The sequence below is a fragment of the Campylobacter concisus genome (assembly GCF_002165775.1).
Lineage (GTDB): Bacteria > Campylobacterota > Campylobacteria > Campylobacterales > Campylobacteraceae > Campylobacter_A > Campylobacter_A concisus_E.
In genome coordinates, this window is sequence record NZ_NDYP01000006.1 from 11,739 (window position 1) to 31,180 (window position 19,442).

The 19,442-nt window shown below is 35.2% G+C and carries 21 protein-coding genes; 5 read left to right on the top strand and 16 right to left on the bottom strand.

Going from position 1 to position 19,442, the window contains the following annotated elements; genetic code table 11:
* Nucleotides 1-97: 97 nt before the first annotated feature.
* The 10 genes from pgeF to B9N66_RS06255 form a co-directional block, all read right to left on the bottom strand.
* Nucleotides 98-829, bottom strand: a complete 732-nt coding sequence (pgeF, locus tag B9N66_RS06210) for a peptidoglycan editing factor PgeF (protein ID WP_087580353.1) — start codon at nucleotides 827-829, stop codon at nucleotides 98-100.
* Between the two features lie 9 nt (nucleotides 830-838).
* Nucleotides 839-1,453, bottom strand: a complete 615-nt coding sequence (gene ribE / locus B9N66_RS06215) for a riboflavin synthase (protein ID WP_087580354.1) — start codon at nucleotides 1,451-1,453, stop codon at nucleotides 839-841.
* A gap of 214 nt (nucleotides 1,454-1,667) precedes the next feature.
* On the bottom strand, nucleotides 1,668-2,540 hold the full coding sequence (locus tag B9N66_RS06220; protein WP_180382076.1) for a YwqG family protein: 873 nt from the start codon (nucleotides 2,538-2,540) through the stop codon (nucleotides 1,668-1,670).
* A complete protein-coding gene (locus B9N66_RS06225) occupies nucleotides 2,530-3,384 on the bottom strand; it encodes a CbrC family protein (RefSeq protein ID WP_087580356.1) in 855 nt (284 codons plus the stop codon). Before B9N66_RS06225 ends, B9N66_RS06220 begins: the two co-directional genes overlap by 11 nt.
* A 191-nt stretch (nucleotides 3,385-3,575) precedes the next feature.
* Nucleotides 3,576-4,511: an acetyl-CoA carboxylase carboxyl transferase subunit alpha gene (gene accA / locus B9N66_RS06230; RefSeq protein ID WP_087580357.1), complete on the bottom strand. Its 936-nt coding sequence runs from the start codon at nucleotides 4,509-4,511 to the stop codon at nucleotides 3,576-3,578.
* Between the two features lies 1 nt (nucleotide 4,512).
* Nucleotides 4,513-5,724: a beta-ketoacyl-ACP synthase II gene (locus tag B9N66_RS06235; RefSeq protein WP_087580358.1), complete on the bottom strand. Its 1,212-nt coding sequence runs from the start codon at nucleotides 5,722-5,724 to the stop codon at nucleotides 4,513-4,515.
* A 34-nt stretch (nucleotides 5,725-5,758) separates the two neighbouring features.
* A complete protein-coding gene (acpP, locus tag B9N66_RS06240; RefSeq protein WP_021091725.1) occupies nucleotides 5,759-5,992 on the bottom strand; it encodes an acyl carrier protein in 234 nt (77 codons plus the stop codon).
* A gap of 88 nt (nucleotides 5,993-6,080) precedes the next feature.
* Nucleotides 6,081-6,824 (bottom strand): 3-oxoacyl-ACP reductase FabG, encoded by a 744-nt coding sequence (fabG, locus tag B9N66_RS06245; RefSeq protein WP_087580359.1) that lies wholly within the window; start codon nucleotides 6,822-6,824, stop codon nucleotides 6,081-6,083.
* Between the two features lie 57 nt (nucleotides 6,825-6,881).
* Nucleotides 6,882-7,301 carry a hypothetical protein gene (locus tag B9N66_RS06250; RefSeq protein WP_087580360.1) on the bottom strand — a complete coding sequence of 140 codons (420 nt, stop codon included), beginning with the start codon at nucleotides 7,299-7,301 and terminating at the stop codon, nucleotides 6,882-6,884.
* A complete protein-coding gene (locus tag B9N66_RS06255) occupies nucleotides 7,302-7,670 on the bottom strand; it encodes an L-arabinose ABC transporter (RefSeq protein ID WP_257639790.1) in 369 nt (122 codons plus the stop codon).
* Nucleotides 7,671-7,754: 84 nt separating this feature from the next.
* On the opposite strand from B9N66_RS06255, the gene B9N66_RS06260 reads away from it, so the two are divergent.
* On the top strand, nucleotides 7,755-8,276 hold the full coding sequence (locus B9N66_RS06260; protein ID WP_087580361.1) for an ATP/GTP-binding protein: 522 nt from the start codon (nucleotides 7,755-7,757) through the stop codon (nucleotides 8,274-8,276).
* Between the two features lie 18 nt (nucleotides 8,277-8,294).
* On the opposite strand, the gene B9N66_RS06265 is transcribed toward B9N66_RS06260, so the two are convergent.
* Together B9N66_RS06265 and dut are read right to left on the bottom strand one after the other, a co-directional pair.
* The gene (locus tag B9N66_RS06265; RefSeq protein ID WP_087580362.1) at nucleotides 8,295-9,035 is read right to left on the bottom strand and encodes an EI24 domain-containing protein; all 741 of its coding nucleotides are present in this window, start codon (nucleotides 9,033-9,035) and stop codon (nucleotides 8,295-8,297) included.
* Nucleotides 9,032-9,727 (bottom strand): dUTPase, encoded by a 696-nt coding sequence (gene dut, locus B9N66_RS06270; protein WP_087580363.1) that lies wholly within the window; start codon nucleotides 9,725-9,727, stop codon nucleotides 9,032-9,034. Before dut ends, B9N66_RS06265 begins: the two co-directional genes overlap by 4 nt.
* 129 nt (nucleotides 9,728-9,856) lie before the next feature.
* On the opposite strand from dut, the gene B9N66_RS06275 reads away from it, so the two are divergent.
* A complete protein-coding gene (locus tag B9N66_RS06275; protein WP_021091806.1) occupies nucleotides 9,857-10,045 on the top strand; it encodes a hypothetical protein in 189 nt (62 codons plus the stop codon).
* Here B9N66_RS06275 and B9N66_RS06280 read toward each other — a convergent pair.
* The gene (locus B9N66_RS06280) at nucleotides 10,042-12,246 is read right to left on the bottom strand and encodes a bifunctional diguanylate cyclase/phosphodiesterase (RefSeq protein WP_257639791.1); all 2,205 of its coding nucleotides are present in this window, start codon (nucleotides 12,244-12,246) and stop codon (nucleotides 10,042-10,044) included. The genes B9N66_RS06275 and B9N66_RS06280 overlap by 4 nt on opposite strands.
* A 242-nt stretch (nucleotides 12,247-12,488) precedes the next feature.
* Here B9N66_RS06280 and B9N66_RS06285 point away from each other — a divergent pair, with 242 nt between their 5' ends.
* A complete protein-coding gene (locus B9N66_RS06285; RefSeq protein ID WP_087580365.1) occupies nucleotides 12,489-13,028 on the top strand; it encodes a hypothetical protein in 540 nt (179 codons plus the stop codon).
* Here B9N66_RS06285 and B9N66_RS06290 read toward each other — a convergent pair.
* Nucleotides 13,021-14,703 (bottom strand): putative bifunctional diguanylate cyclase/phosphodiesterase, encoded by a 1,683-nt coding sequence (locus B9N66_RS06290; RefSeq protein ID WP_257639792.1) that lies wholly within the window; start codon nucleotides 14,701-14,703, stop codon nucleotides 13,021-13,023. The genes B9N66_RS06285 and B9N66_RS06290 overlap by 8 nt on opposite strands.
* A 654-nt stretch (nucleotides 14,704-15,357) precedes the next feature.
* Nucleotides 15,358-17,199, bottom strand: a complete 1,842-nt coding sequence (ciaB, locus tag B9N66_RS06295; protein ID WP_087580367.1) for an invasion protein CiaB — start codon at nucleotides 17,197-17,199, stop codon at nucleotides 15,358-15,360.
* A gap of 90 nt (nucleotides 17,200-17,289) precedes the next feature.
* Here ciaB and B9N66_RS06300 point away from each other — a divergent pair, with 90 nt between their 5' ends.
* Together B9N66_RS06300 and B9N66_RS06305 are read left to right on the top strand one after the other, a co-directional pair.
* Nucleotides 17,290-17,703 carry an acyl-CoA thioesterase gene (locus tag B9N66_RS06300; RefSeq protein ID WP_087580368.1) on the top strand — a complete coding sequence of 138 codons (414 nt, stop codon included), beginning with the start codon at nucleotides 17,290-17,292 and terminating at the stop codon, nucleotides 17,701-17,703.
* A gap of 148 nt (nucleotides 17,704-17,851) precedes the next feature.
* Nucleotides 17,852-18,490 (top strand): Crp/Fnr family transcriptional regulator, encoded by a 639-nt coding sequence (locus B9N66_RS06305; protein WP_087580369.1) that lies wholly within the window; start codon nucleotides 17,852-17,854, stop codon nucleotides 18,488-18,490.
* A gap of 80 nt (nucleotides 18,491-18,570) precedes the next feature.
* Here the strand turns inward: B9N66_RS06305 and B9N66_RS06310 are convergent, their stop codons facing one another.
* On the bottom strand, nucleotides 18,571-19,437 hold the full coding sequence (locus B9N66_RS06310; RefSeq protein WP_087580370.1) for a formate/nitrite transporter family protein: 867 nt from the start codon (nucleotides 19,435-19,437) through the stop codon (nucleotides 18,571-18,573).
* Nucleotides 19,438-19,442 lie beyond the last annotated feature (5 nt).

The following is a 19,442-nucleotide window of genomic DNA, read 5'->3' on the forward strand; positions in this document are numbered from 1 at the left end:
ATTTAGCCATTTTTTAGATCAAATTAAATATCAAAACGTTCAATACAATTTAGCTGGCAAATTTTAACAGGCAAGTAATGAAGCTAAAAATTTGCTTTTATTTTTTAGTATTTATTGATGTAGCTCTATTCATCACAAATCCGCAAAAACGCCCAGTCCTACTTTGTTTGCGGTATGAGAATAATTCATCTGTCTCAAAAGTACAACGAGGATCTAGCGATATTTGCTCTACCCCAAGCTTAGCAAATTCGTCTAATAAAGCTGTGTTTATATCAAATTTTCCATCATTTTTATATCGGTTAAATTTACCAAGATCTAGCTTGCCTACTTCGTAGTTTTGCACTTTGATATTTGCGCCTATAAATACGCGTAAATTACTAGTGCGGCAACCAAACTTACTTGTCATCAGTCCTACCGCATTTGTGCAAATTTTACTAGTAACACCTGCACGTCCCGCATGCACAGCTGCGACTACGCCAAGATATTCATCTATTATCAAAACAGGCGCACAGTCAGCGACTAAGACGCAAAGCGCCACACCTTTTAATGATGTTATCACACCATCACACGGAGGTAGATCGTCGTTAAAATCTTGCAAAATTTCCACTCTATTTGAGTGGATTTGGTTCATAAATTTTAAATTAACAGGCATAATACCAAGCGCCGTTGCTAAAATTTCACGATTTTGTGCGACCTTTAGCGGATCATCGCCAACATGATCTGCTAAATTTAAGCTCTCAAAAGCTCCCTCGCTCACACCGCCAAATCTATTTGTAAAGCCAGCTAATACGCCATTTTTATCAAAGACGATCTCTAAATTTTTACGCATTTTATCCACCTAGTAAAGGCTAGAAATTCGCTCAACATCGTCCCAGCTAAGGCCATTATCTTGCTTACAAAAAAGCTGCCTAGCTACGTATCGAGCCAAAAGATCACTTTCGATATTTACGCGCCTGCCAACCTTAAAAGTACCAAAAAGGCTATCTCTAAATGTAATCGGTATGATCGTCAGCCTTATACCCTTTGGCAAAATTTCATTTATGGTTAGGCTCACTCCCTCGACGCCCACCGAGCCTTTATTTGACATCAAACTCATAGCCTCGCGCGGCAAGTCGATGTAAAAATCAACCCCATTCTCATTCTTTTTGATATTTGAAATTTTACCGATAAAATCGATGTGTCCTTGCATCAAATGCCCATCTACTCGGTCTCCTAACTTCATAGCTGGCTCGATATGCACTCTTTCTTTTAAATTTTCAACCGCGATATTTGCCCTACTCTCTGCGCTTAGCTCCACACTAAAGCCATTTTCATGTAGTTTTATTACGCTCAGGCAAGCGCCATTTACAGCAATGCTATCGCCTAAATTTGGACGAAAATTTGTCTTTAGTCTTAAAATATTTTGTGAATAACTAACAACCTGTGCGATCTCATGGATCAAGCCATTAAACATATTTTGCCTTTAAAATTTTTAAGGATTTTACTAAATTTTGCCTAAATTTGGGCATTGCCATCTTTGATTATTTTATATATTTAAGTAGATAATTGCATAAATGGCAGTAAATTTTTGGTAATCGCACCAAGAATGCTAATAAAAATTTATTGGGTAACTCTAGTATAAATTCTCTACAAATTTTAGTTTTTTATTTTTTATAAATTTAGCAGCCTTAGCTTGTCTGTAAAACTAGCCACGCCTTGCTAAAATCGCGCGCCAAAAGATCATCCTTTTTTATCCACAGATAAATTCTGCCCTCTCCGTCCCAGTCCATGTCGCCCTCATCATCACTATCTATCTGTAAAAGTAGTTGCCACTGGGCAGAATTTTTCTCAAATTCCGCTATTCTTGGGTGGTGATAAGCGCTACCATCACCAGAGCTAAGCCCATTTGTAACTAGCTCACACTCTAGCTCCATACCATCTTGGACATTATCAGAGTGTCCAAGGAGCTTATTTTCTTTAGCCTGCCAGCTTGGCTCAATAACCTCATGATAGGCCTCCCACTCAGCTTCACTAATTTTACTAAATGGCACAATCGAGCTTTGTAAATTTGGCAAATTTATCTCATTTTCAAAGCTAAGCAAGCGTGCGTTAAACGTAGAATTCTCTCCTTCTAAGCTCTCCGCTCTCCTACGAGAAAGTGGCCCATGATTTACATCAGAAAAGATCACTGCAAAGCCGTTTTTATCGGCAGGATCATAGCCCCAAACACGCAAATTTCTATCATAAAAGAGATAGAGCATTCCGCTTTTTGGCAGTAGTGAGTCAATGTCAAATTTGCTAGCTTCAGCAAAATTTATCTGTGCCACAAAACTTAAAGCGCCATTTTCATTTAACGGCCACGATAAACCATCTGGCAGATCTGGCAAGCCACCGAATTTAGACGCTCCAACGGCGATATAATCGTCATTTTTAGCTTGCGCATCTATCCTTATGGCATTTCTTGCTAGTGGCAATAAAAGCCTAAAAAGTTCATCCAGTCCACGCTCTTTACAACCTTTAGAAATTTTTGCAATATCCATATTTTCCTCTTTAACAAGCATCAACGTATATATGATACTTCTTACAATGCAAACATCTAAACAAATACCCAGCAATATCGCCAGCTTTAACAAGATGTTCGCGTAGCATTTTATCGTCGTATTCGGCTCTTTTTGCGTAGTCCTCAAAGACCTCGTCTGCTATACCCTTTTCTTCAAGCTCTCTTGTACCAACGTCACCTAAAAATTCGCAATAATCATCACAACAAACTATCCAATGCTCACCCTGCCAGCTCTCGTAGCCCGGGGTTCTTCTAAAAAGTTCATCATCCTTTTTAGCATCACTTGTATTTAGTTTGTCAGCATCTTGTACAAATGTAGCATCAAATTTCTTGGCAGCCTTGCCGCTAGAAATACAAGTAGGACAAAGATACGAAATATCTTGCTCGCAATAAATGCTACCGCTATAATAAACTTCAGTATCTTTGCCACAACACTCACACACTATGTTCATATCATCTTTAAATACACCGGTTCTTAAAGGATTAGGATGGTAGATAAATTTTGGTAACGTGATGGCTTTGTCTTTTTGAGCTAAAATTTGATCTCTACTTTTTGGGCGAGGTAGTGCCCATCTATCATTCTCGTCAATGAATTGCACTAGATAGCCAAGTGTCTTTAGCTGTTTTTTATCACTTTTGTCGTGTATTTTTAAAAGTAAGTCGTAAGCACTCTTTCTCATAGATAAAAGCTGATAAACATCGACTAAAACATACTTTGCGCAAATGTCATCACATTTTTCCAACTCTTCTTTAAACTCATAGAGTGCCTCAATACTAGAAGCATTACCATTATTTTTATAATATTCTTTTGAAAGAGTGATATATTTTTCTTGAAATTTATCCATTAATACTCTTTATGTAGATTTGACATTAACAATTTTAGTGTTTAAATCTTAAAGATAAAAAAGCTAGTGTAAAATCATGGTTGTTAAATCGATTAAATTTATATAGATTTTTAAATTGTTTTAGTATTTTAGTAGATGATGCCACAAACAAATTTGATAAGTATTCTTATAAAATTGTTGTGACTATAAATTTATTCTTCAAATGCTCCGATAGAGAGAATTTTTTCTATTCTTTTTGCTACAAGATCATTTATATCAAACTTTTCAAGCTCGGCTAGCTCTGAGATAAAATAATTTGCAAGTGCTTTTGCAGCACCATCTTTATCTCTATGGGCTCCATTTATCGGCTCATCTATAACAGCATCAATCAGTGATAGACTTTTTAAATCATCAGCTGTTATTTTCATAGATCTTGTAGCTTGTTCCTGTTTAGCTGGGTCATTCCAAAGTATTGCCGCACAGCCTTCTGGTGAAATAACTGAAAACACAGAATTTTTCATCATAGCAAGCCTATCAGCCACACCAATAGCTAAAGCGCCACCACTTCCACCTTCGCCGATAACAACAGCAATTATTGGAGTTTTTAAATTTGCAAACTCGAATAAATTTCTAGCTATGGCTTCACTTTGTCCTCGCTCTTCAGCTCCAACACCTGGATATGCGCCTGGAGTGTCTATGAGAAATAAAATGGGTAGATTAAATTTTTCAGCCATTTTTGCAACTCTAAGAGCTTTGCGATAACCCTCAGGATGAGGCATACCAAAATTTCTTCTTAACTTATTTTTAGTACCACGGCCCTTTTGCTCGCCTATAACAATAGTCTTTTTGCCTCCGATATAGCCGATGTAGCAAACTATCGCTGGATCATCTCTAAATGCCCTATCTCCATGAATCTCATATCCATCAATCAAAAACGCATTAATATAATCAATAGAATATGGTCTATCTGGATGACGAGCAAGTTGCAAACGTTGATATTCGTTTAAATTTTTATATATTTTTGATATCTCTTTAGATAAATTCTTATTTAAAATTTCAACAGCATGTTCATCGCCTCTGATCTTAGCATTTGCTATATCTTCATCAATTTGCTTTATGCTTTTTTCAAAATCTAAATAATTTGACATCTTAATCCAACTTTTTAAATATCACGGCGCCATTCGTGCCGCCAAAGCCAAACGAATTGCTCATAACAGCCTTTATATCAGCTTTTCTAGCTTTATTTGGAACATAGTCTAGATCACACTCTGGATCAGGAGTTTCGTAGTTTATTGTTGGAGGTATAATACCGTCTCTCATTGCCATTATAGATATAACAGCCTCGATCGCACCAGCACCACCTAGGCAGTGTCCAGTTTGACCTTTTGTTGAGCTAACTGGTGGACATTTGTCACCAAAAACTGCTTTTAACGCCGCAGTTTCATTCTTGTCATTTACAGGTGTTGAAGTACCATGTGCATTGACATAATCTATCTTTACACCTTTTGCCATATCAAGTGCTTGTTTCATCGCACTTAATGGACCTTCAAGTGTTGGTGACGTGATATGATGAGCATCTCCACTCTCGCCAAATCCAACTACTTCAGCATAAATTTTAGCACCTCTTGCAATAGCTGACTCATACTCTTCAAGTACAAGCGCACCGGCTCCTTCACCCATTACAAAACCATCACGATTTGCGTCAAATGGCCTTGATGCCTTACTTGGCTCATCATTTCTAGTTGAGAGAGCTTTCATTGCTGCAAAGCCGCCTATACCCACACCACAAATAGTAGACTCAGCGCCGATAACTAGCATATTTGTAGCTTGACCAATCATAATGCATTTTACAGCTTGCGATATCGCATGAGTGCTTGCTGCACATGCTGTTACACTAGACAAATTTGGACCCTTAAGTCCGTGATTTATAGAAACTATACCACCTAGCATATTTACAAGTGCAGATGGAATAAAAAATGGTGAAATTCTCTTTACACCTTTTTCAAAATATGTAATCGAGTTTTTCTCAATATTTGGCAAACCACCTATGCCAGCTGCCGAGCTAACGCCAAATTTATGAGCATCAAACTCTTTAAAATTCGCATCAGCCATAGCTTCATTAGATGCTTTTATGCCAAGCTGTATGAAACGATCTACTTTTTTCACCTCTTTGCCGTCTAAAATGCTATTCGGATCAAAATCAGTTATCTCGGCAGCAATTTTAACAGGAAAGTCACTTACATCAAAGCTTGTGATCTCTTTCACACCTGTTTTACCCTCGCAAATAGCCTTAAAAGAACTCTCTTTGTCAAGGCCAAGTGCGTTTATCATGCCTATACCAGTTACAACGACTCGTTTCAATACATCTCCTTAAATCAAACTGTGTAAATTTTAATTATTTACCTAGTTTTTCTATATAATTAACAACGTCTTGAATGCTTATTAACTTCTCTGCTTCGCTATCAGGAATTTCTACTTCAAATTTCTCTTCTAAAGCCATAACTAGCTCTACAACGTCAAGTGAATCAGCGCCTAAATCCTCAATGATTTTAGACTCTAATTTTACTGCTTGTGGATCTACACTTAGTTGCTCTACAACTACGTCTCTTACGTCTTCAAATACTGCCATTTTAAGGTCTCCTTATAAAAAATGTCTGTTATCTTATAATATTTACGCTTTTATTTATTTTAAATTTCAAAACTTGTCTGAAATTTACCTACATATAAAGTCCGCCATTTATTTTTAGAGTCTCACCAGTCACGTAGCTCGCGTGATCACTTAGTAAAAATGCAACTGCCTCGGCCACTTCACCAGCACTACCAAAGCGTTTTAGTGGTATATTGTCGCTATAAGTTTTCTTCACCTCATCGCTTAATCCATGCGTCATATCAGTCTCAATAAAACCAGGAGTTACGCTATTAAAGCGGATATTTCTGCTTGCGCCCTCCTTTGCAAAGCTCTTGCTCATGGCGATTAGTCCGCCTTTGCTGGCTGAATAGTTTACCTGTCCTGCATTTCCCATCTCACCAACGATAGATGCGACGTTTACGACCGCTCCAAAGCGCTTTTTGCTCATCACTTTCAAAGCCTCTCTACATCCTATGAAAGCTGAAGTTAAATTTGCATTTATCACATCTGTAAATTCGCTAGTTTTCATGCGAAGCGCTAGCTTGTCATTTGTGATGCCAGCGTTATTTACGAGGTAGCTTAGCTCGCCGTCGCTATCAACTATTAAATTTATACCTTTTATAAATTCATCTTCGTCTGTCGCGTCAAATTTTATCACTGCAGCCTTGCCGCCATTTTTCTCGATTTCAGCTTGCAAAGCGTCTGCTATCTCAGGCTTTGAGCGGTAGTTTATCCACACTTTTAAGCCCATATTTGCAAGCGTCTTTGCGATTTGTGCACCGATACCTCTGCTTGCACCTGTTATTAGCACGTTTTTTCCGCTAAATTTCATAGATTCTCCTTATTTTTTCTAATTTTTCAATGATTGTAGCTTATATAAGCTTAACGTCTAAATTTTATCGTTTTTTTCCCACTTTATCTTTTTGCCAAAACCAAGAACATTGCTCGTAAATTTAAGCTTTTCAAGATTTATGCACCAAATTTTTGGATCCATTACTTTTGCATAAAAAAATCTTTTGAAATAAATTTCTATTTCGTTTTCTTTAGCCTCTCTCATCACTCCTTGAAACTGTACGCCCTCTATCTTGCCAACGATCTTTGTATCAAGAGCAACCGTACCAGCAACAAGCTTTGAATTTTTTAAAAATTTAACATGTGAGCTTTCATCAGAGCTAGCTAACAAAAGGCTAAAATTTAGCTCATCAAAGGTATAAAATGCACTAAAAGCATAAGGCTGCTCCTCATCATCAACGACACAAATGCTAGCAAGGTGCATCTTTTTTAAAAATTTAACTATTCTCTCATCCATCTAAATTCCTCTAAAAATGTCAAGAATGACTTGAAATTTAAAGATAACTATGACGATTATCAGCACCCAAAGCGTAAAAATAATGAGCTCTATTAGAGTAAATTTATCTTTTGCGACCCTTTTAAAAACAAGTATCGTTAAAAATGCTCCTAAAAAGCCGCCAATTAGCGAAAAATAGTGGATCGCATTAACCTTTACAAAGCTTGGCAAAAGTCCTTTAAAAAATAATGAAAACATCAAAATTGAGAGCAAATTTGCAAGTATCAAGTAGTAGCCAACGACTGGTAAAACTGGGTAGAGCCTAGCAAAGCCAAAGCTTAAAACAGTGATAAGCATCAGCAAAAAGATCCTAGTCCCAAAACAACACATCGCCCGTCCTTTTTTGACGCATTTTACAAAATTTTGCTTTATGAAATTAAAATTTTGCCGATTTAGCCTCAAAAGGATTTAAAAATGCAAACAAATTTTTACTCTCAAGGAAGCTACAACAACATGAGCTTTTCGATGAAAACTAGCTCAGGCGATGAGATAAGCTTTTCGATGTATGACAACAAAAGTTTGGAGTTTTCAAGCCATAAAAATGGCACTTCAAGCCAAAGAAGCCTTACTCTCACGCACGAATACGGCTATGAGTTTTTATATAAAGGAAACGGCATAGACGAGCAAGATATGAAAGAGATCGAAGAGGCGATGAAGCAAATTCGCCCACAAGTTGATGAATTTATGAAAAACGTCAAAGAGGGCGACAAGATCGCTGGTAGCAGCCAAAGCATAAGTGAGCTTTCAAACAAGATCAAGCAAATATTACCTGACGCAAAAGATCTAAATCACAAAAATTTCATAAATGACAATATGCTAAAGATGTTTGACGAGCTTCTAGCTAAAAATGATGCAAACAAAAATCTACTAAGTGCCACAAAAAGGCTATTTGACACATTGCTTGATGAGAGCAACAAAGTATCTTACTACGCATAAATTTAGGGCCTTTTGGCTCTAAATTTTTATAAGTGCCTCTCTCTCAAAAAAGAGGTGCGACAAGACTATCACGAAATAAAGCTGAAAAAATAGCCCAACAAGCGGCACAAGCGAAATGAGATAAAACAAAAGTGTAAAAGCTATAAATTTTATCCCGCCACCTTCAAGCAGTGCTAGCTCAAATTTATCACTATCAAGAGTGTTTGAGCCAACGTCTATCAGTAAAAGTTTGTAATAGATATAAAAAAATGGCACGTTGATGATGAAAAAATTTAAGACTGGTACAAATAAAAGAGGTAGGCAAACGAGCAATATCCCAAGAAATTTCATGATCTCAATCATCATCACCTTTAGCACTCTAGCCGTGCTAGCCTCGCTTTTAAGCACGTAGTTGTAGTGCCTTTTGTTTATCTCTTTGGCTACAACCGGCGTTAAAAAGCCAGCTACGACTAGAGCGATCACGATGCTAATGATGATCGTTAAAAAGGTGCTCAAAATATAAAAAAGTATGCTAACTATCCATTTTGTGGCGCTAAAGCTTAAAATTTTAATAGCGATAAAAGAGAGCGCCGAGTTTGGCTCTAAAAAGGTAAAATTTTCGTTTTTGGCGCTATCACTTAAAAGATCAAATATCTCACCGCCGCTCCAGATCGTAAGCCACGTGAGACTAAAAATGCTAAGACAAAGTGGCAAGATGGATAGCGCTATAAATTTGGCTGTAAAAAAATCTTTAAAGCCAAGGCGAAGAAGGTTTATCATTTCACCTTTTTATATTCAAGCTCAAGTGTGGCGTAAATTTCACCTATCTTACTAACGCCATTTGACAAAATTTCACTCATCACTTCATTATCTTCGCGTCCGTTCCAGTTTTTCTTATAGCTGCCTTCTTTGTAGCCATTATTTTGACGGAAGCGATTTAGCACGTTTTTAGCGATATAGCACTCATAAAGTGAGTATAAATTTACGCCACATTTTAAAGACATAGAGAAGTAAATTTTTAAAATATCAAATATATCGTAGTCAAACCCGCTGCACTCATGTATAAGCATCTCAACATCATTCATTATCTCATAAATGCTCTCGTCTTCGATCTTTAGTGGCTCTTTGCAAAACTCACTAAATCCGCTTGATTGGCAAATATCATCAGCTAAAGTTTCTATATCTCCAAGCTGTTTTGATTTATAAATTTGCAAAGCCAGGCTCATAATAAAGTGCCAAATATCAACAACTTCTATGCGTAAATTTTGCTCATCAGTCTTTGCATCAATGCTCTTCCAGTGCTTCCATGCAAAGCTATCGATTAGCTCAGCACACTCCATATATATGCAGCGCCTCCAGCTGATTAATTTATTTTTATTAGTATAACCATTTTCCCAGCCAAGCCCATTCGTCTCATCATTTAGGCTTTGCTGCATCTTTAACATCTCTAAAATAATCGTTCTTTCATTCATTTTAGGCCTTTAAAAATTTTAAAGGATTATAACAAAAAATTATTAAATGCCACGAGATAAGCTTGACTTAAATCATTTTATGTATAAAATTTAGGAGCTAAAATAGGCAAAAATTTCAAAGGAGAAAAAATGAGAGAAAAAGATCTAGTGGTTTGCAATGTTTGCGGACTAAAAAGCAGTGATGATACAAATGCGGTTTTTATCCACGCTCATAAAAATGGTGAAGAAGTTGATATCTGCACCAGTTGTGTTCCAAGCGTGATCCATGGCTCAGGCATGGTCGTAAAATCAAACGAAGAGATAAAGGCTGAAATTTAAACTCTAGCTATCATTTGAGGATCTTGTCTTACAAGGTCTTCAAATTCTTCTGCACTCATAGGCCGAGATAAGAAAAGTCCTTGCACTTCATTACAATCAAGCTCTTTTAAGAAATGAATATCTTCTTCTTTTTCTACACCTTTTGCGCCAACTTTTATCTTCATTGCCTTCGCTAAATCGATAATTGCGGATACGATTTGTGCATCTATTTTGCTATTTGATGCTTGAGCAACAAATTCACTTGCTATTTTTATACGCTTAACACCGTACTTTCTAATATAAATAAATGAAGTATATCCAGAGCCAAAATTATCTATACAAACGTCTATATTATTTTCTTTAAGAATAGAAAAAATTTTATCAAGCGTTTTAGAATTATTTGTCCATATTTCTTCGCCAAATTCTATTTCAAAAAGCTCTAGATTTATATGGTGAGAGCGTAAGCTAGAAACAAAATCTAAAACAAATTTTTCTGATTTATTTTGAATCTGTGCAACATTTATGCTTATTTTTGGTATCAAGAGTTTTTCTTTTTGCCATCTATCTACATACTCTATGGTCTTTGAAACTAAAAGCGAGCAAATATCGTTTAAGATATCGCTATTTACGTTGACCTCTTTCATAAATTTGCTTGCTTCCATCAAGCCAAATTTTTCTGATTTCCAATATAAAAAAACCTCTGCGTAGATCATTTTTTCGATTTTTAGATCAAATATTGGTTGAAAATATACATGAAGGTCTTCTTGTAAATTAGCTTTTTTAAGTGCGATCTCGATGCTTGAGCTTAGGTGCATTTCATTGCTAATTTTATCGCTATAAACCATAGGATTTAAAGCTGGATTTTTCTTGGCGTAATACATTGCCATATCTGCGTTTTTTATAATATTTCTTGGATTTGCCGTGCTATTTTTTGTTGCTACGTCTATGCCTATTATGCACTTAAGCCCAAAGTGATATCTATCTATTTGAATTGGCTTTTCAATAGCGTCTTTTAAGGCAATACCAAGATTTAAGCGTTTTGTATGACTATTTATCTCCATTTTTGCTAATACGATAAATTCGTCCGCGCTAATCCTTGCTATGGCCTCTTGTCTATTGCAAACTTCAAGTATCCTTTTTGCAACTAATTTTAAAATTCTATCGCCTATTTCGTGCCCGTAAGATGTATTTATGCTTTTAAAACGGCTTAAATTTATATAATAAACCGCGATTTCCTCATCTTCAGAGATGCTTTTACACATTCTTTCAAGCTCATTTACTATAAAATTTCTATTGCCAAGGTCCGTTAGATAGTCTTTTTCGGACATATCTTGAAGTCTTAAATTTGCGAGCATAAGTTCATTGGTTCGCTCATGCATCGACTTTTCCATCTCTCTATGAAGATTTTTCTCATAATCTAATATTTTTCTACTTGCGATAGAGCTTTTAACGTAGTAATTAACAATAGCATTTACAACCAAGATAAATAACGAGATAAGTGCGCTAAAAGATGTTAGATCTTCTTGTAATAGCAAAGGTAAAACTATTATTATTGGTAACCATTTTGATCCTATTGAGATATCTTTATCGGTATTTGTAACATATTCATTTTTAGCTTTTAAATGAAAAGCTCCTATCATCAAAAAGAAGAAAGGAACGATATATAAAAAATCTATTTTATGGCCAAAATTTACATTTGAGATCTGACTATAAAAAATAAATAAATTTAGCATCGTAAATAAAATACTAGCTGATATGAGGTAAAAGCCACTAATTTTTATATGAAGCAAGCTGCTTGTAAAAATCTCACTTAAAGTAATAAAAAGTATAAGAAAATTTATGGCTACAATAGAGAGAAAAACGATATTTGATCTATTATTTATCATCGATAAGATATCTACTTCATCAAAAATACCATATATTAAAATTACTATTAAAAAAAAGACACTTATGCTATCCATAATAATGGCTAGCTTTTCTTGACTGGCTGCAAATTTTGAATACAAAAATATACTAACACCAGTTAAAATAGATATCATTGGCAACATAAAAAACACATCAAGATACGCGTAAGAACTATGAGCCCGCAATAGTACATCTTGATTTAACACCATTAATGCATCGCAAATAGACCATAAAAAAACACCAAAACATATTGCAAGCCAATGCGTTATTTTGGTTTTTACTTTATCCATTGAAGTATAAATGCCAAAAGTTATCATAAAGAAACTAAGCAAAATAGATATTTTTCCAATTAGATTATAGTCTAGTAAAGATGCTAATAGTGCAAATACGAATAGCGCTACAACTGCAACTAAGATCCATTTTCGCATGCCAGTTATAGATGATTTTGATATTAAAAAAATAGTGTCCCTCTCCTAAGAAATAGTCCAAATTATACAAAAATTGACTTTGCTTTTGGTTATAATTTCCCAAAAAATTTTAAAATTCACAAAGGTATCTTATGAAGTGCAATATCGTCATAAATGGACAAAATTTAATAGATTATAAATCTTTTAACTTATTTCTATCAAAAGCAGCAAGGAAACAATATTTTATAAATACCTTTATGATATTTACTGAAGCCATCATAGCTGGTTTTGTTGCTGATATGCTATTAAAAAGTAAAATTTTTACTGTCATCGGAGCTGTTTTTGCTATATTTTGGATCATTTTTTATCCTATCTTTTTAAAAAGAAGTCGCATAGCTGCATTAAAAAGAATTGAAATTTCAGACGTTCAAAAGCAAATGAATTTTGAAGTAAATGAGAAATTTCTAGCTTATTATGAAAGCGAACCCAAAGAAAATGAAAAATTTGACCTAAATGAAGTTAGTGAAATTTATGAACTCAAAAATATCTTTATTATTTTTTTAGAAGAAAAGATTCATCTAATAATCCCAAAAGATGAAGCTAGCTCAAAAATGATAAATGAGCTGGCTAAACTTTGCCATAAAGATATTTTAAAATTTGAAAATTTTAGCGCAAAGAGTGTGCTTAAATAGCACTTATTATAAGTTTTTCAAAATCCTCTGCACTCATTGGCTTACCCCAAAGATACCCTTGCACCTCATCGCATCCAAGCTCTCTTAAAATTTCAAGCTGGGTTTCATCTTCGACGCCTTCAGCAATAGTCTTTAGCTCCACATTTTTAGCCAAAGCTATAACGCTTTTTACCACATCTTTATCTATATCATTTTTAGCAATATTGTCTATCAGCTCTTTAGCGATCTTTAGACGACTCATAGGATATTTTTTAATATAACTCATCGATGAAAAACCAGTACCAAAATCATCTATAGAGATGCAAATTCCTCTATTTGAAAGCTCAGATAACGCACTTTGCATCATCTCTTCTGCATTTACAAGGCTAGCCTCAGTGATCTCAACATCTACACAAGATGGATCGATGCCGTATCTATCTATATAGCTTAAAAATTTAGACGCAAAATTTATATTATCAATCTGTTTTGGTGAGATATTTATGCCTATTTTTAGGTTTGTATTATATTTTTCATTCCAAAAGGCCATTTGTTTTATAGCGTTTTTTGCCACCCATTTTCCTATCGCATTGATAATAGAGCTTTGTTCGGCTATTGGGATAAATTTTGATTGATCTACCGGACCTTTTATAGGAGAGTTCCACCTAACAAGAGCCTCTGCTCCTACTATTTTTTTACCTTCTATTAGATATTGGGGCTGAAATTTTAGCTCAAATTCTTCATCAAAGCTTATGCTATTTAGCAATATTTCTATATAGTTTCTATCCTGAATCATGCTTTTTATATCACTATAAAAAACATACTTTTCAGATGCATCTTTCTTTGCTGCTTCTAGTGCTGCTTCTGATTGCATGATAAAATCATCAGCCAAAATTTCACTGGTTTGTGTCGAGCTAATCCCTATTTTTGCATCAAGTACAATTTTATAATCATCTATAACGATTGGCTCTGAAATAGCTTTTAGTAGATAGCGTAAAAATTCCCTGCAATGCACATTTTCATTTTGCTTGACAACAACGATAAAGTCATCTCCGCCAGATCTTGCAAATAAGGAATCGTTTGGTGGCAATATTGACTCAATATTTAAAGCAAACTTTGCTATTACATCATCGCCGATATAATGCCCGTACGAGTCATTTATCGCCTTAAAATGGTTTATATCAATACTATAAAGATCTATCTTTTCGCCAAGCGCCTTTGACTTTATCATCTCTTCAAGCCTTGCGATAAAATACTGGCGATTTAGAGCATTCGTTAGATAATCATATTTACTGATCCTTTGTAGGTGCCTATTTGTCTCTTCAAGCTCTTTTACTTTACTTTCTATCTGATTATTTAACACTTTTTTGATATGTATTTCACGTTTAATTAAAATATCCATCTTTCTAACATTAGAAAATGTATAAGATAATGCCCCGTATGCAAGCAAAGTAACTAAAATAGAAAATAACCATGTCAAATTTATCTTCCAAGAGTACAAGATCATGATCGTCAAAAATACGGCGAAAACAAATAGCTTTTGTATTAAAATTTTATCAAAATCGTTTCTGAGTGCCCTAAATTTTAGATTTGCCTCACCCTCTCTTAAATGAAGCGTAGCAACAAACAACATAAAAAATGAACTCTTAAATACAATGTCGTATCCAGAAAAGGATATTTCATCTATCCAAAAATCCATTGTAGTGGTAAAAATGTCATAAGTGCTTATTGCAATAAGCGCTATCAAGCATAAAAGTATAGATAGTCTTCTTTTTGAAAATTTAAGTGAAAAAAACGCAACAAATGAGGTACAAAACATAAATAAATCTATGGCAATGTAACTTAGATTAAAAAAATCTTTTTGGCTTAAAACTTGGGTTAAATTTCTATTAAAAATCATAAACCACATAAAGCTAAAATATATCGCAAAAATAGAGACCGAGTCCACAAATACTTGCATTAAAAATAAATTTTTCAAATTTTTGATCAAAATGTAAAAAGCAGAAAATGCAAACATAAAATATGAGACCACGTATGAGATTTGTATAAAATTGACTTTAGAAAGAAATTGTTTAAGAAAATCAACCTTATCATATAGCATCCACATAGTGTCTGATGCTACCCAACAAGTAAGGCCTAGTAATATATATATCCAATATGTTTTTAAATTTCTTGTCTCTTTTAGCTTTAAAAAGATAAATAATGTGATCATAAAATCAAATAGGGTAGTAATTATGTCTTCATAAAAACCACTAGCAATAAAATAACTAACAACATATACACAAAAAAGTATCAACATAAATAAAAAAGATACTTGATTTTCGTTACTTATTTTACTTATCATATTTCGTCTTTATCTATCTTTCTCTGCCTTTTTGGCTAAACTTTGCCATCTTTGCCACTCACCACTATCATCGACATCGTTGCCGATAGCTTCGTATCTAGCGTAAAAATGCTCAACAAATTTTCTAGTCTCTTCATCTTTCGGCAGATAGCTCTGCTCATCTTTTTGGCAAAATTTCTCTAAAAATGTGCTCGCATCATCTTTTTTAGCATATGTTTGCGCTAGATCGTAGTAGTTTTGCAGGCAAATTTCTTTAAATTTAGCGTAAGCTTGCTCGCTCATATCTACGCTTAGCTTGCCGTCAAATTTAAGCACACCAGCCCTAAAAAGTAGGCTAAGATGTATGAGTCCCTCGCAGTAATATGCCCTCACCTCATCGACCTTTCGCCACGCGATAAGCCCAACAGCACGGGCTATTAGCTCATGAAAGACGGCCATTTTATACTCCGCCTCTTCATGCAAGAAAAAATTTACTAGCCCGCCGGTCGTCGCCTTGTACTCTTCGATAAATTTGAAAACACCGCTTTTATTCATACTCATCTCAGTATCAAGTCCGATAAATAAAATGTGCCCAAACTCATGGCCAATGGTTGAGATTTCATATACTTTTTTCCAAATTTTTGGCTTTAAAAATAAAATTTCCCTACCAAAATCCAAAAATTCCTTGCTAAAAATTTCAGCCCCAAGCTTCATAAAAGGCTTTGCCTTTGCTCCCTCATAGACATGATTTACAAAGGCAAAAATTTTCTTACCACATTTTGCACTCACACTCTCATCATTTGGCACGACTTGAGCGCTAAAAAGCCCGTTTAGCTCAGCACCATAATAGATCATTGGCACACTTATATAAAGCTGCGTTCTAGCGATATTTTCGCTAACTGCCTTGTTTGTTTCAGCATTATCAAACTTGATCTTTTCGCAAACGCTCTTATAAGTTTTTGTTATTTTTTCTTTAAATTTAAGCTCATCAATGCCCTCGCTATCAACAAGCCTGATATCCCACTCTAGCGCAACTGCATGTGTATAGGCATCTTCATAGTACTCTAGTGGATGGCCCGGCTGAAGCGGACCTTTGACATCCATCCACGCTATCTCGGCCTCTTGCCATGCATTTATCACCTTTGCATTGTCCTCTTCACAAAAGGCGTTTTGCAGCTTTTCAAGGTATTTTATGTAGGATTTTTGCTCGTCATTTTGGGCTAAATTTCTTAAAATTTCAAGATTTTTTGCAAAGACTTTTTTAAGCTCACTAACCTCATCTTTAAAGGCAAGCGCGTAAGGCAAAAAGCTAAATTTCTCGCCATCTTTGCAAACTGCGCCATACGTTCTATCAGCCCTAGCGCCACTAGCGTCGCACTGAAATAAAGCGTTTTTAGTGATAAACCCATTTGCCTGGATTAAATCTTTAAATTTAGCCTCAAACTCTTTGTTTGTAGTGTCTATTATCTTATCTTGCCATGAAATTTGCCACGCATTTAGGCTTAGACCAAGCTCGTGCATAGCCTGCACAAAAGCTTGATTAAACTGATCTAAAATTTCCTCTTCTTTGGCCTTTTCTAAAAGCTTGGCGTGCAGATTTTCATATAAATTTCTAACGTAGACATACATTAAATTTAGTACTCGTTTTTGCTCATCTTCGCCTAATTTTAGCTTTTTTAGCTCATTTTGAAGCGGATCAACTTTAAGATCTACTATCCTTCTTGTAAGGGCTAGTTTCTGACTTGGTGTGCCAGCAAGGCCACAAATTTTAACAGCCTCGTTTATGATATCATCGTCTAAATTTTTATAAATAGCATTTAACTTATTTTTTTGCTCTTTTGTAAGCTCATTTAATCTTTTAAAATCGTTCATTTTTTCATCCCCTGAAGTTGCAAGATTTTAGCATAAAGCCTTAAAATTTGCTACAATCAACCAAAAATTTTAACATCTAAAAGGCAAAAAATGGATATTTTAAAGGATTTTGGTGAGCCACGTATCAAACAAGTTATGTTGCCAAAGGACACAAACTCGGCTGGAAATATTTTTGGTGGCTGGATAATGAGTCAGATCGACCTTGCAGGTGCACAAGCTGCAAGAGAAATTTCTCCCGAGCGCGTTGTGACGATTTCTATGAAAGAGATCATTTTCAAGCAACCTGTCTTTGTTGGCGATGTGCTAAGCTGCTACGCTAAAATCATCTCTGTTGGTAAAACCTCAATAACAACGCAAATAGAAGTAACCGCTCTTAGGCTAAATGACGGTGGCTTTAGAGAAACTATACACGTTACTAGCGCTACAGCAACTTACGTAAGCGTAACAAAAGATGGACTTAAAAAGCCAATCGATGAGAAGTTAAAACAGCTTCATGGATTTTAAAAATTTGGTTGCGATTTATGCAACCAAATTAAAAAATTAATACTACTTTTAAAAATTATTGAGATTCTTAAACTAAAAGCAATATTTTTCAACTTCTTTAAATGCTTTGTGAAGTAAAATCAGGCCCTATACATTTTTTGGGAGAATCATGAAAAAGTCACGTTTAGGCCTTTTGCAAACACAAATTTTAGATATCCTAACTCAATCCGAGCTTGATAAATTTGAGTACAAAAACCTTCCAAAAACAAGCATCATCTACGCAGAAGAGATCAAAATCATCATTTTAAAAAGTGGCTGTGCAAAGCTTTCGTTTTTTGAAGACGGGGAAGAATTTATCCTTTACCGTTTGGAAGCAAATAACATTGCTGTTCTTGATGATAACTGCGCTTTTGAAATTTTAGAAGACGCAAAAATTTACTCCATAAACTTAAGCGAAATAAGTGAAATTTTATCAAATGTAAATGTTGTAGATGAAATTTTAAAAGCGGCGTTAAACGCCATCATCGTGCAACGCCAAATCATAAAATCCATACTTTTTGAAGATGCAAAAGGTAGGATTGCAAATTTTTTGATCGAGCTTGCAAAGGAGCAGGATCTAAAGCAAAATGGATATCACTACATATTTTTGCCATTTTCTCTAAAAGTGCTTTCAAGCTTTGTGGGGCTCAAACGCCAAAGCGCTTCAACTGCTTTTAATGAGCTTATAAAAGATGACATCATAAGAAAGATCACACCACACGAGTTTTTAATAATTGATTATGAAAAACTTGAAAGTTACACAAACTAAAAATCAAAAATTTTTATAATAGCTAGCAAAGAGTAGTCTTAGAGGATTAGTCTTTGCCAAGAAGCAAAGACTAAAAATTTTTAAGCTTTTTTCTTCATATCAAATTTATTAGCCATAAAGCCAACTAAACCAACAAAGAAAAGTCCGCCACAGATATTACCAAGTGTAACTGGAACTAAGTTTTTACCGATAAAATTTCCCCAGTTTAAAACTTCTAGTTTTTCAGCCGTAATGCCATGTCCTAGAGCCGTAGCCGCAGCAGCGATATCTCCGCCGTTTGCTGCTATATAGTGAGCTTTTGAGATGATGGCTTCAGTGATGATAAACATATTTGCCACGCAGTGCTCCATGGAGCAAGCCACAAATGCGCCTATCATCCACATAATGGCAAAGAATTTACCAGATAGATTGCTCTCACTTGTCGCAGTCCAAATAGACATACAAACAAAGACGTTACAAAAAATTCCGCGGATAAATAGCTCATGAAATGGTGCTGTGATCTTGCCAATACCAGCTGGTATAAAGTGCTGCAAGATGTAGCCATCATACTTTAGTGGCAAGCCTGAGTAGTAGTACATATAAGCGATTAATGCGCCGCCAACGAAGTTAAATATCCAAACGATAGCCCAGTATCCGATAGTCTTACCTAGTTTTAGCTTTCCTTCATATGCGCTAACACCACTTAAAACTGAGCTTGTAAAAAGATGTCCGCCATAAAAGACAACCATCATAAGGCCACAGCTAAATGTGATACCGCCGATAAAATTTGAAAGACCAATTGACTGATTTTCAGCCATACCAACTGTTGAGTGAGCCCAAAAAATATCACCCATAGCAATAGCAGCTCCAGACATGATAGCAAGAAAAACAATACTAGTAAGCGGCATATGAGCCTTATGCTCCATAGAGCTTGAGACCGCTTGAGCGGTTTCTGCCGGATTTAACATCACAT